At 60.4% G+C, this 15,733-nt stretch carries 11 protein-coding genes; 2 read left to right on the top strand and 9 right to left on the bottom strand.

Annotation, left to right across the window (positions count from 1 at the left end):
* Positions 1-233 precede the first annotated feature (233 nt).
* Positions 234-2,222 carry a sigma-54-dependent Fis family transcriptional regulator gene (locus V3C40_RS28100; protein WP_254671468.1) on the top strand — a complete coding sequence of 663 codons (1,989 nt, stop codon included), beginning with the start codon at positions 234-236 and terminating at the stop codon, positions 2,220-2,222.
* A gap of 1 nt (position 2,223) precedes the next feature.
* On the opposite strand, the gene V3C40_RS28095 is transcribed toward V3C40_RS28100, so the two are convergent.
* From V3C40_RS28095 to V3C40_RS28065, 7 genes are all read right to left on the bottom strand, one after another.
* Positions 2,224-3,234, bottom strand: a complete 1,011-nt coding sequence (locus V3C40_RS28095) for an FAD:protein FMN transferase (protein ID WP_331779142.1) — start codon at positions 3,232-3,234, stop codon at positions 2,224-2,226.
* The gene (locus V3C40_RS28090; RefSeq protein WP_331779141.1) at positions 3,224-5,326 is read right to left on the bottom strand and encodes a 4Fe-4S binding protein; all 2,103 of its coding nucleotides are present in this window, start codon (positions 5,324-5,326) and stop codon (positions 3,224-3,226) included. Before V3C40_RS28090 ends, V3C40_RS28095 begins: the two co-directional genes overlap by 11 nt.
* Before the next feature lie 57 nt (positions 5,327-5,383).
* Positions 5,384-6,544 (bottom strand): porin, encoded by a 1,161-nt coding sequence (locus V3C40_RS28085; protein ID WP_331779140.1) that lies wholly within the window; start codon positions 6,542-6,544, stop codon positions 5,384-5,386.
* A 287-nt stretch (positions 6,545-6,831) separates the two neighbouring features.
* Positions 6,832-8,568 carry a PQQ-dependent methanol/ethanol family dehydrogenase gene (locus V3C40_RS28080; RefSeq protein WP_083292534.1) on the bottom strand — a complete coding sequence of 579 codons (1,737 nt, stop codon included), beginning with the start codon at positions 8,566-8,568 and terminating at the stop codon, positions 6,832-6,834.
* A 49-nt stretch (positions 8,569-8,617) separates the two neighbouring features.
* Positions 8,618-9,007: a DUF779 domain-containing protein gene (locus V3C40_RS28075; protein WP_034756816.1), complete on the bottom strand. Its 390-nt coding sequence runs from the start codon at positions 9,005-9,007 to the stop codon at positions 8,618-8,620.
* A 54-nt stretch (positions 9,008-9,061) separates the two neighbouring features.
* A complete protein-coding gene (gene adh, locus V3C40_RS28070; protein WP_070301569.1) occupies positions 9,062-10,582 on the bottom strand; it encodes an aldehyde dehydrogenase in 1,521 nt (506 codons plus the stop codon).
* Between the two features lie 252 nt (positions 10,583-10,834).
* Complete coding sequence (locus tag V3C40_RS28065) at positions 10,835-11,791, bottom strand: beta-propeller fold lactonase family protein (RefSeq protein ID WP_331779139.1); 957 nt, start codon at positions 11,789-11,791, stop codon at positions 10,835-10,837.
* A 202-nt stretch (positions 11,792-11,993) separates the two neighbouring features.
* On the opposite strand from V3C40_RS28065, the gene V3C40_RS28060 reads away from it, so the two are divergent.
* A complete protein-coding gene (locus V3C40_RS28060) occupies positions 11,994-14,132 on the top strand; it encodes a TonB-dependent receptor family protein (protein ID WP_331779138.1) in 2,139 nt (712 codons plus the stop codon).
* A gap of 57 nt (positions 14,133-14,189) precedes the next feature.
* On the opposite strand, the gene V3C40_RS28055 is transcribed toward V3C40_RS28060, so the two are convergent.
* Both V3C40_RS28055 and pedF read right to left on the bottom strand, forming a co-directional pair.
* The gene (locus V3C40_RS28055) at positions 14,190-15,023 is read right to left on the bottom strand and encodes a substrate-binding periplasmic protein (protein WP_331779137.1); all 834 of its coding nucleotides are present in this window, start codon (positions 15,021-15,023) and stop codon (positions 14,190-14,192) included.
* 25 nt (positions 15,024-15,048) lie between these two features.
* Entirely contained in the window at positions 15,049-15,534 is a 486-nt protein-coding gene (pedF, locus tag V3C40_RS28050; RefSeq protein ID WP_034756828.1) for a cytochrome c-550 PedF, read from the bottom strand.
* Positions 15,535-15,733 lie beyond the last annotated feature (199 nt).

Below are 15,733 nucleotides of genomic sequence, written 5' to 3'. Positions count from 1 at the left end.
TGGGCCCGCTGCAAGCGCTATTTTCCCTCCCTGCGAAACGGCCCTGGCACCGCACTTGCTTATACAGATATGCGCACCGTCCACTGATGAGAGCAACTCTGGGCCTGGCAGCAACACTGGGGATAGCCCGGTTCGCTTTGCTTTGCTCCCATCTGTGACAGGTGCTACATTATGGAACACTCTCGATATTCAAAAGAGCGCCCAGTACAGGGCCCAACGGAGGCAACGAGATCATGTATCAACCGTCAGCTACTTACCGTAGCGCACCGTTTTCGTCCATCGCGGACGCGAACATCACACCGGCAGGACAGGACAACGTTCCCGTCATCATTGAAACGTCCCATCAGCGCTCAGTCGCCTTTGGCCTGTCTCCCACGGCAACGCCCGACTTTACGCCTGCCGGCAAATCCGATCTGTCCTTGCTGATCGAGCAAAACCGCCTGCTGCACACGCACGCGCTGCCCGCCATGGAAACTCTGTACCAGCAAATCGTCAACACCCACAATATGGTGATCTTGACGGATGCCAACGGTGTCATCGTGCATTCACTGGGCGACGATGATTTTCTGGAGAAAGCCAACCGAGTGGCCCTGCAGCCAGGCGTGGCATGGTCGGAACAAAGCCGCGGCACGAATGCGATCGGCACGGCCATCACGGAAAAAGTACCGACGTTGGTCCATGCCGACCAGCATTACCTGGCTGCCAATCATTTCCTCACGTGTTCCGCAGCGCCGATCACCGACCACAGGGGCAATGTCATCGGCGTGCTCGATGTCTCCAGCGACCAGCGCAGTTTCCACAAGCATACGATGGCTCTCGTGCGCATGTCGGCGCTGATGATCGAAAATCAGTTGTTTTCCGCCACCTTCGAAGACGCCATCACCGTGCACTTCCACGCGCGTCCTGAATTCATCGGGACCTTGATGGAAGGCATCGCCTCATTCACGCCGGGCGGCCGGTTCTTATCGGCCAACAAGAATGGTTTATTCCAGCTGGGCCTGTCATTTGCCGCGCTGCAATCGCACACGTTCAGCTCCCTGTTCGGCTTGCCCGTGTCTGCCCTGTACGACCATTACCGCACGGCCTCGCCCGGTTTGCTGAACCTGTGCATGCACAGCGGCGTGCGCGTGTATGGGCGCGCGCAGTTGCGGTTAGCCAATAGTGCCTTCCAGCATGGCTTTGCTGCCAGCACCGACCATAGCGATATCAACGCCGCCCCGGCCCAGGTTCCCGCGCCAGCCAGTCATGCGGCCAACGCGGCGCGCCGCCTGTCCGGCCTGCGCTATCTGCGCACGGGCGATCCGCAACTGGAACTGGTGATCGAAAAGGTCAACAAAGTACTGGGGCGCGATATCCCCATCCTCGTCATGGGCGAAACGGGCACAGGCAAGGAATTGCTGGCGCAAGCGATTCACAACGATTCGCCGCGCGCCATGGGACCGTTTATCGCCGTCAATTGCGCGTCGATTCCGGAAACCCTGATCGAGTCCGAACTGTTCGGCTATGAGGACGGGGCGTTTACAGGTGCGCGCAAGAAAGGGGCCATCGGCAAGATCTTGCAAGCCAATGGCGGCACCCTGTTTCTCGATGAAATCGGCGACATGCCGTTTGGCTTGCAGGCGCGCCTGTTGCGCGTGTTGCAGGAACGTATGGTCACCCCGCTGGGCAGCAGCAAATCGATCACCGTCAATGTGGAACTCATTTGCGCCACGAATCACAACTTGCGCGAACGTATGGCCAAGGGGCTGTTCCGCGAAGACTTGTATTACCGCCTGAATGGCCTGGTGGTCAAACTGCCGCCGCTACGCGAACGCACGGATCTCGATACGGTCGTGAAAAAAATCCTCGCGACGGAAGCGCCCGATACGCGCTACACGGTGGCGCCGGACATCTTGCGCATGTTCCACCAGCACAAATGGCCGGGTAATTTCCGCCAGCTGACCAATCTGTTGCGCACGGCCATCGTCATGGCAGGCGACGAACACGAAATCTGTCTGCGCCACATGCCCGACGATTTCCTCGATGATATTGAAATGACGCAAGCAACTGCCGCCAGCGCCAGCACGGACCGGATGATCGCCGCCGGCGCCAATCTGGAAGAGATGGAGCAAAGCGTCATTCTCAAGTCGCTCGATGCCCACGGCGGCAACGTCTCGGCCACGGCGCGGGCCTTGGGCGTGTCGCGCAACACGATCTATCGCAAGGTGCCGCATCTGAAATAGCCTAGAGCAGACGGGAAAAGCCGGGCGACATCTGGCGCCCGCCCTGCTTGTCGATGGTCATCAAGTCGACGCCTTCCATCCGCGCGGCCATCGCATGCGCACGCGCCGCGCCCGTCACCATGAAGGTTGTCGACAAGCCATCGGCCAGCATTCCCGTGGACGCCAGCACCGTCACGCTGGCCAGTTCACGCGGCGAATCGCCCTTCGAGGGATCAAAGATGTGGTGGTGCGCGAAGTCAGGCGTGAACGTGCACTCGTAGTCGCCCGAAGTGGCCACGCTGCGCCCTTCCACTTTCAAGGTGGCCGCCAGGATTTCCGCGTCGCGCGGGTCCTGGATGCCCAAGGTCCACGGCCGGCGCACGGAACGCTGCCCGCGTGCAACGAATTCTCCCGTGTCCAGCAACGCGTGCAGTATGCCGCGCGCCTGCACGGCAGCCAGCGCCATGTCCGCAGCGTAACCTTGCGCCAGGCCATTCAAGGTCAGCGCCATGCCGGGCTGCAGGAAACGCACTTCGCGTTTGTCCCACGCCAATTGCCGCCAGCCGACCCGCGCCTGCGCTTTGCGCCGTAGTGCTTCCGCAGGCAAGCCGGTCTGGTCTGCCGCCGCGTGAAACAGCTGCCATAAAGGTTGCACGGTGATATCAAATGCACCATCGCTCCATTGCGACAAGGTTTGCGCCTGCGCCAGCACGGCCAGCAGATGGGCGTCCGGCCGGGCCAGGCGGCCGTCACGGTTCAGCTGGAAGACTTGGCTGGCGGGACTGTAAATGCTCATGAGGCGGTCGATATTCCTGGCCGCATGCAAGGCATCCTCAATGGCCAGCTCAGCCTGGCGTTGATCGTGGTGCAACACGGTGACGGCGATCGTCGTGCCAAACGCCAGTGCAGCGCCTTGATAAGGGCGCACGCCGGATGCCGTGGCCGTGCCGCGCGCCATGCTGCCCGGCAAGGACAAGCCCGCCATGCCGGCCACGCTGCCAATGGCTGCGGATATAAAGGTTCTACGCTGCATTGCTGCTCTCCTCTGCCGTGGCCAGGACAATGGGTATCGTGCGGGCACGCTTGATTTCCAGCATCAAGGGTGCGCATTTTTCATCGCTGGCGTAAATCACCACGCAATCCATGCACTGGAAACATTCGCCATAATCGACTTTCCCGCTCGGCGCGATGGCGTGATGCTCGCAACGGTGGCGGCAAGTCTGGCACGGCGTGCCGCATTCCTTGCGGCGCGGAATCCAGTTGAACAAGCGAAACCGTCCCAGCAGCGCCAGCGCCGCACCGAATGGACACAGATAGCGGCAAAAGAATTTGTAGGAAATACTGCTGAGCAGCAGCAAACCCACGGCATATGCAACAAACGGCCAAGCCCGCACGAAGTTCAGGGTGATGGCCGTCTTGAACGGTTCCAGCTCGACCAGCTTGTCCGTGATCTGGCTGGAAAACAGGCTGCTGCCGAGAATGGCCGCCAGCAAGCCATACTTGATCCATTTCAAGCGCCCGTCGAGGCGCGGCTTGATCTTCCACTGAGGCAAGCGCAGCCACTGGCCCAGCTTGCCCGTGAATTCCTGCAGCGCTCCAAACGGACACAGCCAGCCGCAAAACGTGCCACGCCCCCAGATCAGCAGACTGAGCAGCACGAACGCCCACAGGATCACCGTCATCGGATCGAACAGGAAAAAGCCCAGACTGCGCCCCGCCAGCAGCGCCTGGATGACGCCCGTGATATTGACGATCGACAACTGGCCCTGCGCGTAATAGCCGATGAAGCCAATGGTAAACAACAGGAACAGACGGCGGAACCATGCAAATTGGCGGCCATCGCGCACCAGCCGTTTCTGCCACGCCAAGGCGCCGGCCAGCAGCGCCAGCCCGGCCACCAATAGCAGCAACTCGGCCTTGCGTCCCTGCCACGTGCCACGCCACGTGGCATCGTCGCCTTGCGGCGCCGTATAAAAATCGGCCGGCAAGCGGTAGCTGACATCGACGTTGCGCGCGATGCGTTCCGGATATACGATACCCTTGCTGCGCGTAATCGGCAGCGTGAACGCCAGCGGACTGGCCGCATCGAGCCCCGCCTGGCTGATGATGCGCAGTGCGGCGATATTTTCCGTCGGCAAGGAAGCCGCATCGGATAAGCTCAAGTCCAGGTCCAGGTCGCGCATGTCGATGGGCAAGCCATCCTGCTTCAGCAACAGCCGGTCGGGGACGGTGCCGCGCACGAAATCGTCGCCCAGCACGCTGTAGCGCCCGCGTGACATGATGAGGATGGCATGGTCGCCCTCGTCAAGCCGGTTGCGCAATTTGTTCCAGCTGCGTTCCGTCAACAGATTGCGCCCCACCGTGGGGACGGATACATACGCCAGATAGAGGTCGATGAACAAGCCGTCCGGATCGCGCGCGGCTTCCGGTTCGAGTCCCGCGCCGGGACTGCCCGCAAACAAGGCTTCCACGTCCTTATTGCTCAAGCGTACATGCTGGATCAATCCGCGCTCGAGCATCTGCGCGACGCTGAGTTTCTCGAATACCTGCATGCGGATGCGGGCGATCTGGTCCGGGTCGCGGCCTTGCGCAAAGCCGAGTTTTTTGCGCGACACTTTCAAGGCCGAGGCCAGCACGCTCTGGTTGATGATGCGTACAGAGGCCGTGGCCTTCGACACGCCATCGATATCGGCATGGGTGGCGTCCGGTGCGCGTTTCGTCCTGGCATCGATGGCGATATTCTGTTTGAGCGACAAGCCCTGGTACTGTTTGACGAACTGAAACAGGGGCGCTTCACCGAGGCCGTCGAGAAACACGGGTTCGTGCTGCGACAGCACGGCGACGTCGAGAAAACTGCCTTTCGGATCGATGGCGATCAGCAGATTGACGGGTACGCCGGAAAAGCCGGGAATGGGCGCCAGGTCCACCGACTCAAAAACGTAGCCGACCAGCTCTGTCGCCGTGGCGTTTTGGCGGAACAAGGGCCAGACGGGCAAATCGGTCTCCTTGTCGCCCACGACGATGGGCGCGGGAAAACGCCGCGCCAGCTCGGCCTTGGTGAGCACACCGGCCCAGGCCTGTCCGAGGATAAACAGGAATAGCCAGCAAGCTATGAACAAGCGCATTATCCGCATGCATGGTGCTCCGTGCGGCGCCCTGTCGCAAGGCGCCGCGTTGTTGAGTTAGAAGAAAATAATGCCGCCCAGGGACACGCCATTCATCTTCGCTTCGCCGCCGGAAAAACCTTTCGAACGCGTCTGGCCCAGCTCGCCTACCAGGGTGATCGCGCTGTTGAGCGAGTAATACGCGCCCAGGGTCAGGTTGGCGTTCGACTTCAAGCCGCCCGTGCCGGCCGTGTTGTCGTCGTTCTTGCTGATGCCGTAGGACAAACCCAGCTTCAGCTTATCCGTCGTTTTATACGTGCCTTGCAGCAGCCAGTTCTTCGACTTGGTATCGCCCTGGTCCGCATCGGACAAGATGCCGAGCCCCTTGCCGCCCTGGAAGTTGACCAGCACGCCAGCCGGGCCCATCTGGTACGAGCCGCCCACTTCCACGCCGCGCATGGTCAGGTCATCGACTCCCGGCGTTTTCGAGGTGAATTTTTGCGACTTCACGCCGAGCCAGGCTTTCAACCCTTCCTGCGCATACGTCAGCTGCGCCTGCACTTGCGGACTCGACTTCGAAGAATAGGTCGAGCCTGCCACGATGGGCGTATCGGAGACGGGACTGACCAGCGCCACATCGACGCCAATGCCGCCCGACTTCGGGGAGCTGTACATGATCTGGCCATAGTTGCCCAGATAGGTATAGCCGGCGCCGATATGACCGAGGGTCACGCGGCCCCGCTGCGTCGCCTGCACCGGCGCACCCGAGCCCAGCAAGGTCATGTCGGACAAAATCGCGTTCGCGCCGAAGATGCCATAGTCGCGGCCCAGCTTGAAGGTGCCCATCTGCTCATTGCCAAACGTGAAGAAGGCTTGGCGCACGTCGACCACGCTGTTCTGGCTGATGGCGCTGTCCGTGGCCGTCGAGTTGTAGATGCCGATCAAGGCTTTCACGTCGTACTCGCCCAGCTTCGAGCTCGCCGAGGTGATCAAGCCGTTGGGCAGCAAGCCGTTGCCGATGGTGGTGCGGTCCTTCTCTCCGCCGCAACCGAGCGCCTGGCCGCCCAGCGCCAGCCCGCCCACCGCATCGCCCGAACACGACACTTGCGTGTAGTAGGCGTTGACGATGCCGCCCACCGACACGGTCCAGTCGCCAGCCTTGATATCGACGGCTTGCGCCTGTCCCACCGCTGCGATTGTCATGACACCGAGGCTCCCCAGCTTGATCCATGTGTTCATTTCTTCTCCTCTTTCTTCTCTGTTTTTAGTGTGCACACCAGTGATTGATGTACCTCAAGCTTTGGCAATAAGCGTGCCCAGCAAGCCTCAGAGGGAGAAAGAAAAAAAGCGTATTGAACGTGTGCAGCGGCGGATCAATCGCCACTGACAGTGTTCATTTTTTGACCGCAAGTATGCGTATCGGCCATTCAGGTAAACAAAAAACTGACGGCCTGGGCCGTCAGCAAAAAGAAAGCACCCGGCGGACAGGGAGACACCCATCCGTGTGGCCCGGGTGCTTCACCCCGTTACTTCGATGCCAGCTTGAAGACCCACACGGAACCGCCCTGTTCCAGGAAGTTGACCTTCTTCGCCACTTCGCCGCCCCACAGCGGCACCGCGCCACCCCAGCCTGATACGACGGCCACATATTGCGTGTCGCCATCCTGCCACGTGACGGGCGGCGCCACGACGCCGGAGCCCGTCTGGAATTTCCACAGCTCCTTGCCCGTCTTCGCATCGACGGCTTTCAGGAAGCCTTCTGGCGTGCCGTAGAACACCAAGTTACCGGCCGTGCTCATCACGCCGCCCCACAGCGGCGCGTTATTCTTGATTTCCCAGACGATCTTGCCAGTCTTCGGATCGACGGCGCGCATGGCGCCGATATAGTCATCAAACAAGGGCTTGATGGTGAAACCGGCACCGAGGAAGGCGCCGCCCTTCTTGTAGCTGATCGGCTCGTTCCAGATATCCATGCCCCATTCGTTCGCCGGCACATAGAACAGCTTGGTTTGCGGCGAGTACGCCATCGGCATCTGATTTTTTGCGCCGAGGAAAGCCGGTGCGGCAAATACGGTCGTGCCCTTCTTGCCTTCCTCTCCCTTGGTCGGGTCGCCGGGGCGGCCGGCGGCGATGAAGTTGGGCCGGCCCGTCTTCAGGTCGATGCTGCTGGCCCATGTGATTTTCTTCACAAACGGGAAGGCGTTCTGCAACTTGCCCGTATTGGCGTCGATCACATAGAAGAAACCGTTGCGGTCGGCCTTGCCGCCGTAGCGCTTGCCATCCATGTCGAAAGTGACGAATTCGTTGGCGCCGTCGAAATCCCAGGCGTCGTTCGGCGTGTTTTGATACGCCCACTTGATCTGGCCCGTTTTCACGTCCAGCGCCACGGTGGACGACGAGTACAGATTGTCGCCGGGACGCAAGTGGCTGTTCCATGGCGCCGGGTTGCCCGTGCCAAAGTAGGCGAGCTTGGTTTGCGGATCATAGGTACCACCCATCCACGTCGAGGCGCCGCCCGTTTTCCACAGGTCGCCGGGCCACGTCTTGTTCGCGGTACCGGACACGCCGTTATCGATCGCCTTGCCATCCTTGTCGTAGCGGTGGCCCATATGGCCCTCTACCGTAGGACGGCTCCACACGAGGTCGCCCGTCATCGGGTTACGCGCTTCGACCCGGCCCACGATGCCGAATTCACCGCCTGACACGCCCGTCAGCAGCAATCCTTCGGCGATCAGCGGCGCGGCCGTCATCGAGTAGCCGGCCGCATAATCGTCGACTTTTTCTTTCCAGACGATCTTGCCCGTATTCTGGTCCAGCGCCACGAGGTAGGCGTCGAGCGTGCCGAAAATCACCAGGTTGCCGTACAGGGCCGCACCACGGTTGACCACGTCGCAGCAGGGCATGATGCCATCTGGCAAGCGATGCTCATATTTCCACAGCTTGGCGCCCGTTTTCAAGTCGACAGCAAAGATGCGCGAATACGATGCCGTGACGAACATCTTGCCGTTATGAATCAGCGGCTGCGATTCCTGGCCACGCTGTTTTTCGCCGCCAAACGAGAACGACCAGGCCGGCACCAGCTTGGCCACGGTCTTGTCATTGATCTGCGTCAACGGCGAATAGCGCTGGCCCTGCGTGCCCATGCCAAACGACAGGACGCTGGCCGGATTCTTCGCCGTGCTGTCGAGCATGGCATTGGTGACATTGCCCACGTCGGCCGCCTGGGCCAGCGATGCCAAACCCAAACCGACGAGTATCCCCATGATTTTTTTCTGCACAATCATCTCCCTCTGTTTTATTAGTATGTGTGTGTCAAGTCTTGCGGTGTTCATGCGGCTGGGCATGCAGCAAGGCGCACTCTTCATCGGTGAACAGGCGCGAGCGCGTCAAAAAGCGCTTGCCCGTGCCGTTGTCGAGTGAAAACATGCCGCCATTGCCATCAACCACATCGATAATCAACTGGGTATGCTCCCAGTACTCGAATTGCTCGAGTCCCATGTAGAACGGTGTGCCATTCAAATTGCCGAGATAGATGTCGGTGTCGCTGACATCGAACTCGCCCAGCGCATAGCACATGGGCGCGCTGCCGTCGCAGCAACCGCCCGACTGGAAAAACATCAGCGGGCCGTGACGCTGGCGCAACTTGTCCATCATTTCCAGCGCCGCATCGGTGGCGACCACCCGGGCAATTGCTGCACTCATGGCATCCCTTTCTGCGCGCCGCGCCTGGACGACAGGCGCGGCGCGTGTACCGGTTTAGAAGAAGCCCAGCGCTTTCGGGCTATAGCTGACCAGCAAGTTCTTCGTTTGCTGGTAGTGATCGAGCATCATCTTGTGGTTTTCGCGGCCGATACCCGATTGCTTGTAGCCGCCGAACGCGGCGTGGGCCGGATACAGGTGGTAGCAATTGGTCCACACGCGGCCCGCCTGGATGGCGCGTCCCATGCGGAAGGCGCGCGAACCGTCGCGCGTCCACAAGCCGGCGCCCAGGCCGTACAAGGTATCGTTGGCAATCGCCAGCGCGTCGGCCTCATCCTTGAAAGTGGTCACGGACACGACCGGTCCAAAAATCTCTTCTTGGAAGATGCGCATCTTGTTATTACCCTTGAACACGGTCGGACGCACGTAGTAGCCGCCTTCCAGATCGCCCGCCTGCGTGTTGCGCTCGCCGCCGGCCAGCACTTCGGCGCCTTCCTGGCGGCCGATGTCGAGATAGGACAGGATTTTTTCCAGCTGCTCCTGCGACGCCTGCGCGCCGATCATGGTGGACGAGTCGAGCGGATTGCCCTGCTTGATGGCGGCCACGCGCTTCAAGGCACGTTCGATGAATTTTTCGTAGATCGATTCCTGGATCAGCACGCGCGATGGGCAGGTGCAGACTTCGCCCTGGTTCAGCGCGAACATGGCAAAACCTTCCAGGCACTTGTCGAAATAATCATCGTCGGCATCCATCACGTCTTCAAAGAAGATGTTCGGCGACTTGCCGCCCAGCTCCAGGGTGACGGGAATCAGGTTTTGCGCGGCATAGCCCATGATCAGGCGGCCCGTGCCCGTTTCGCCCGTGAAGGCGATCTTGGCGATGCGCTTGCTCGACGCCAGCGGCTTGCCCGCTTCCAGGCCGAAACCATTGATGATGTTCAGCACGCCCGGCGGCAGCAAATCGCCGATCAGCTCGATCAACACCATGATGGAAGCCGGCGTCTGCTCGGCCGGTTTGAGCACGACGCAATTGCCGGCGGCCAGCGCTGGCGCCAGTTTCCACACAGCCATCAGAATCGGGAAATTCCACGGAATGATCTGGCCCACGACGCCGAGCGGCTCGTGGTAGTGGTAGGCATAGGTTTCCGCATCGATTTGCGCGACGGAACCTTCTTGCGCGCGGATGCAGCCGGCGAAATAACGGAAATGGTCGATGGCCAGCGGGATGTCGGCGTTCATCGTTTCGCGGATCGGCTTGCCATTGTCGATGGTTTCCGCCGTGGCGATCAGGCTCAGGTTCTGTTCGATGCGGTCGGCGATGCGGTTCAGGATATTGGCGCGCTCGGCAGGCGACGTCTTGCCCCAGGCATCCTTGGCGGCATGGGCGGCGTCCAAGGCCAGCTCGACATCTTCCGCCGTGGAACGGGCGATTTCGCAAAATGGCAAGCCCGTGATCGGTGTGATGTTAGGAAAGTATTCACCTTTTACCGGGGCAACGAATTTGCCGCCGATGTAATTGTCATAGCGTTGTTTGAAGGGATTGGCTACGCCCAGTTTGCTGATGTCTGCGAGATTCATGTCGTCCTCTATCGGGTTAATTAGAATGGAATTGCTGTAATTAAAATCAAACGTCCTGGTACAGATGGGGTGAGTACACGGAGTCTTCCGCAAATGCCGTGCCAGCTCGGCATCCCACTACAAACTTAGCCGCTTTTACCCTTGTTACAAGGGCCTAGCGTCAATACCGGTGTGCTTTTCAGCGCATGCCCGGGCTTGAGCCGCTGCACAATGGAACAGGTGTACCAGACTGGAACACCTGTTCCTGTGCCATTAACGAATCACCACGCCCCATGGCAATTCACCTACAGCAATATCGGCCACCTTGCGCGCGCTGGCCGTGTCGATGACGGAAACGCTGTTCGAACGGCCATTGGCCACGTACAGCTTGGCGCCATCGGGCGTGATGGCCATGTTCCACGGGCGCTTGCCGACGGGAATGGTGGCCGTGACCTCGTTGCTGGCCGTGTCGATCACCATCACCGTGCCATCGATACCGTTCGAGACATACACCTGCTTGCCGCTGGGATGGACCACGATGCCGTTTGCATTCTTGCCAGCGGGAATGGTGGCGATGGCCTTGCGCGCGGCCATGTCGATGACGTAGACGGCATTGACCAGTTCGCACGCCACGTAGGCGCGGCCCGAGTCCGGACTGAAACCGATGCCGCGCGGGCGCAATCCCACGGCGATGGACGCCACCTGGCGGCGTTGCACCACATCGATGACATCAACTTGTTCGGCCTCTTCCGCGCTGACCAGCAGCCAGCGCCCATCGGGGCTGAAAACGGCATGTTCCGGATTGCGTCCATGCACCTTGATATCGGCGAGCAAGACGCCCGTCTGCCCATCGAGCAAGGCCACGCTATTGTTTTCCTCGACGGCCACGGCCACGTAATGACCGTCTTGCGAAGCGCTGACGCCTTCGGGCGACTTGCCCAGCGCCACCGTGCGCAGGGGGGCGCCGCCAGCGTTATCGATCAGCAGCAAGGCGCTGCTGGCCGCATCCGTGACAAACAATTGCCGCCCGGTGGGGTCGGCGGCGATGCCGCGCGGACGCTTGCCGGCTGCAATCTGGCGCACGACCTGATCGGTCGCCGTGTTGATCACACTCAAGGTGCCCGATTTTTCATTGGGAACATAAGCAAATGGAGCGGCCTGGAGGGAGGTGCAGGCAAGCGCTGGCAGCAGCCAGCACACCTGGCGCAAGCGCGAGAAGAAGTTGGGCATAATCACCTTTCGATGGCAAAACACAGGAAAAGCGCGCGGCATCGGCGCATCTGATAATTGCTGTATGCAAACGCCGTGCCACTGACACGCGTATAATTTCAGCCCACCAATGGAGACATGGCAGGCATATTGCTTGATACACAGATGCAGACCTGCGCCGCGCACGCGACCAAGCAGGCTTTATTCACATTGGAGAATCCGCATGCAGCACCGTTTCCGCCTGAACACCATCGCCAGCTTGTTTGTCGCCGGCAGCGCTACCCTCGCCCCCCACGTCTTTGCCGCCGAGGCAGCTGCCCCGGCCAACGGGCAACTGATGGATACGGTGGTCGTCAGCGGCAGCCGCATCGCCCATCCCAGCCAGGAAGTGCCGGCCTCGATCGACGTCGTCGACAGCGCCCGCATCCAGGATGGCCAAATCCGCGTCAACGCGTCAGAAGCGCTGGCCGCCGTGCCGGGCCTGGTCGTGCAAAACCGCCAGAACTATGCGCAAGACTTGCAAATCTCGTCGCGCGGCTTCGGCGCACGCTCGGCCTTTGGCGTGCGCGGCGTCAAACTGATCAGCGATGGCATTCCTGCCAGCATGCCCGACGGCCAAGGCCAGGCCGCCACCTTCAACCTCGATACGGCCGAGCGCATCGAAGTGCTGCGCGGACCGTTTTCTGCCATCTACGGCAACCACTCGGGCGGCGTGATCCAGCTGTTTTCCAAGGATGGGCAAAATCCTCCATCCGTCGAATTAAATGTGGTGGGCGGCAGCTACGGCACCAACAAAGTGGACTTGACGGCGCAAGGCCAGGCAGGCGGCATCGGCTACGTGCTCGACGGCTCGCGCTTCCGCACGGACGGTTTCCGCGACCACAGCGCCGCCACGCGCGAACAGGCGTTCGGCAAGATCACCGTCAAGCCCAATGCGGACAGCAAGCTGACCATCGTTGCCAACAGCCTGCACCAAGGCAACACGCAAGATCCGCTGGGCGCCACCTGGGCCACGTTTGCCCGCGACCCGCGCGCTGGCGAAACCGATGCGAGCGACACGCAAAACCCGAAGCGCACCCTGGCCGAGCGCTACAACACGCGCAAGAGCATCGACCACCAGCAAATCGGCGCCACCTATGAACAGTCGTTCGGCGACGACCGCCTGCATGTGATGGTGTATGGCGGCAACCGCGAGGTGATCCAGTACCAGGCTTTTACCAAAGGCTTCCAGGCGCCGCCTAGCCATTCAGGCGGCGTGGTTGACTTCCAGCGTGAGTTCTACGGCATCGATACCAACTGGCTGCACGTGAACCAGTTGGCCGGCGGCAAGCTGAGCACCACCATCGGCATCGATTACGGCCGCTCCAGCGATGACCGCACCGGCTATGAAAATTACATCGGCAACACGTTTGGCGTGAAAGGCAAGCTGCGCCGCGACGAGCAGAATGTCGTCTCCAGCCTCGATCCCTATATCCAGACGGAATGGCAAAGCGGCCCATGGCTGCTGAGCGCAGGTGTGCGCTACAGCAAGATGAAAGTGGCGGTCGACGACCACTATCTCAGCAATGGGAACGACAGCGGCAGCCTCGAATTCAGCCACACGACACCGGTGCTGGGTCTGCTGTATAAACTGACGCCGAGCGTCAACGTGTACGCCAGCGCCGCGCGCGGTTTTGAGGCGCCTACCTTGAATGAACTGTTTTACTCGGGCACGGGCGGCGGCTTCAATTACCAGCTAAAACCGGCCACCAGCACCAACCTGGAAGCAGGCATCAAGGCGAGAATCGCCAACAACACCCACGTAAACGCGGCCGTGTTCCAGATCAAGACCAACGACGAATTGGTGGTCGACAAGTCCAGCGGCGGGCGCACCAGCTATCGCAATGCAGGTAAAACCTTGCGCCAAGGTATGGAAGTGTCGCTGGACTCAAACTTGCCATATGGTTTCACGGCAAAAGTAGCACTGACCAGCCTGCACGCCGTGTATGACCAGGCGTTTGGCAGCGTGCGCGAAGGCAGCCGTTTGCCTGGCGTGCCCAGCGCCAACCTGTTCGCGGAACTGGCGTGGAAAGATAAGCTCGACCGCTTTGGCGCGGCGCTGGAAAGCGTGGCCAGCAACCAGGTCTATGCGGAAGACAGCAACATCGAAAAACCGGCGCCCGGCTACACGGTGTTCAATGCGCGCTTCAACGCCAAACAAAACGTGGGGAACTGGCGCTTCAAGGAATTTGCCCGCCTGAACAATCTTTTCGACAAGACCTACGTGGGCTCCGTCATCGTCGGCGACAGCAACAAACGCTACTATGAAGCGGCGCCAGGACGCAATTGGCTGCTGGGTGTCAGCGCCCAATATAGTTTCTAAAACTAAAAAGCCCGCGCCTCTTCCGATGCGCGGGCTTTTAAACCAGAGCAAGCTACTTCAGGGCCGCGCCTCCTTCACGCCATACTTCTCAAAGATCGTTTTCAGTTCGCCGCTGGCCGCCATCTCGTTCATGGCTGCCTGCAGCAACTTGGCCACGTCGAGCTGTTGCTTGCTGACGGCCAGGCCCACGGCCCAGCCGGCACGCGGCAAGCGGGCGAACGCCACTTCGCTCAAGGGGAAAGCGGGGTCGCTTTTCAGCACCGATTCGATTTCCGAACGGTTGGCCAGCACGGCGTCGAGCTTGCCCGCCTGCAATTGCTGCAAGGCTTCGGCGGCCGTATCGAAGATGCGCACGTCGTCGCGGTACTTGCCATTGTCTTCGCCCAACATCAGCATGGCCGCGATCGACACCTTTTCCACGCCGATACGCTTGCCGGCCAGCGAAGCGACTCCGTCGAATTGCGGCACGGATTGCGCGCTGCGCACCAGGCGCACGGTTTCCACGTAGTAAGGTGCGAAGATCTCAACCTTGTCGTTATCCGCCATCAACTTCTTGTCGACCGGCACATGCAGCATCACGTCGGCGGGGCCATAACCGAGGTAATGCCCCTTCCACACCATATTGCGCAAATCGTCGTTCAGATTTTCGCCGGCGGGAAATGGCAGCAAACTCAGTTTCAGCCCCAGCTTTTTCGCCAGCGCTTCGGCAATATCGATATCGATGCCAACGCCCTTGTCGGAAAACGGCGCGAACTCGTTGTACACAGCCACTTTCAGGCTGCCCGACTGCTGCACTTTCTGCCAGTCGGCATGCGCCGCCGCGGCTGCGCAGAGCGCCAGGCAAGCGAGCGAGATCATCGCGCGCATGCCCCGGAGTTGAAATGAACGCATGGGACTCCTTCGTGATCGGTTCGACTTAATTGGATTCGCGGCGGGTTTCCAGATAGGTCTTGATGGCCCACATGGCTTCCTGGTTGAACACGCCTTCGAACGGCGGCATGTACACGGCGCCATTGCGCACTTTACCGTGACGGATGGTGGTCAGGTAGTAATTGTCCGTCTCCTTGTAGCAAGCCTGTTTCTTTGTCTCATTCTTGATACCGAAGCAATCGCGGTCCAGCTGGCGCAAGTCCGGCGCGATGCCGCCCGAAATGGCTTCGATGCCGTGGCAGCGGGCGCAATTCTGGTTGTAGGCCGAGGTGCCTACGGTCAGGGCCAGCTTGTTGCCCCGATACGGGTTTTGTTCGAGCCACTTGTCGCCCACCTTCGGCAAGCCCGTGGTGTCGACGCCTTGCGGCGTGACGTTGCCATGCGCATAGGCATGCGGCAAGGTCAGCAGGGAAGTGAGGGCGACGGCGCCGGCGGCTGCCATGCCGAGCAGGGTACGAATGGAATAGGTCATGCTGGTCTCCTTGGTTTTTTAGTCAATATCCAAGAAGAGCAAATGCCATGCCATGCGTATATGCCCCGCATCCGGCCACCCATGTATCAATTTGGAACAGCTGCAACACGTATTTGTGTCACCGTACGCGTCAGCCGACAGCGCCCAACAAACTATCAGACGTAAAAAAACCCCAACCGGATCACCGGAAGGGGTTTTT

Origin of the sequence: Janthinobacterium sp. LS2A (genome assembly GCF_036543145.1) — a bacterium.
In the GTDB taxonomy this organism is placed as follows: domain Bacteria; phylum Pseudomonadota; class Gammaproteobacteria; order Burkholderiales; family Burkholderiaceae_D; genus Janthinobacterium; species Janthinobacterium aestuarii.
The sequence above is the reverse complement of the archived record's forward strand: the minus strand, read 5'-3'. Positions and strand labels throughout refer to the sequence as shown.

Coding starts and splice junctions, on each gene's coding strand:
- V3C40_RS28100 (WP_254671468.1), top strand. CDS start 234: ATGTATCAACCGTCAGCTACTTACCGTAGCGCACCGTTTTCGTCCATC.
- V3C40_RS28095 (WP_331779142.1), bottom strand. CDS start 3,234: ATGCAGCGTAGAACCTTTATATCCGCAGCCATTGGCAGCGTGGCCGGC.
- V3C40_RS28090 (WP_331779141.1), bottom strand. CDS start 5,326: ATGCGCTTGTTCATAGCTTGCTGGCTATTCCTGTTTATCCTCGGACAG.
- V3C40_RS28085 (WP_331779140.1), bottom strand. CDS start 6,544: ATGAACACATGGATCAAGCTGGGGAGCCTCGGTGTCATGACAATCGCA.
- V3C40_RS28080 (WP_083292534.1), bottom strand. CDS start 8,568: ATGGGGATACTCGTCGGTTTGGGTTTGGCATCGCTGGCCCAGGCGGCC.
- V3C40_RS28075 (WP_034756816.1), bottom strand. CDS start 9,007: ATGAGTGCAGCAATTGCCCGGGTGGTCGCCACCGATGCGGCGCTGGAA.
- adh (WP_070301569.1), bottom strand. CDS start 10,582: ATGAATCTCGCAGACATCAGCAAACTGGGCGTAGCCAATCCCTTCAAA.
- V3C40_RS28065 (WP_331779139.1), bottom strand. CDS start 11,791: ATGCCCAACTTCTTCTCGCGCTTGCGCCAGGTGTGCTGGCTGCTGCCA.
- V3C40_RS28060 (WP_331779138.1), top strand. CDS start 11,994: ATGCAGCACCGTTTCCGCCTGAACACCATCGCCAGCTTGTTTGTCGCC.
- V3C40_RS28055 (WP_331779137.1), bottom strand. CDS start 15,023: ATGCGTTCATTTCAACTCCGGGGCATGCGCGCGATGATCTCGCTCGCT.
- pedF (WP_034756828.1), bottom strand. CDS start 15,534: ATGACCTATTCCATTCGTACCCTGCTCGGCATGGCAGCCGCCGGCGCC.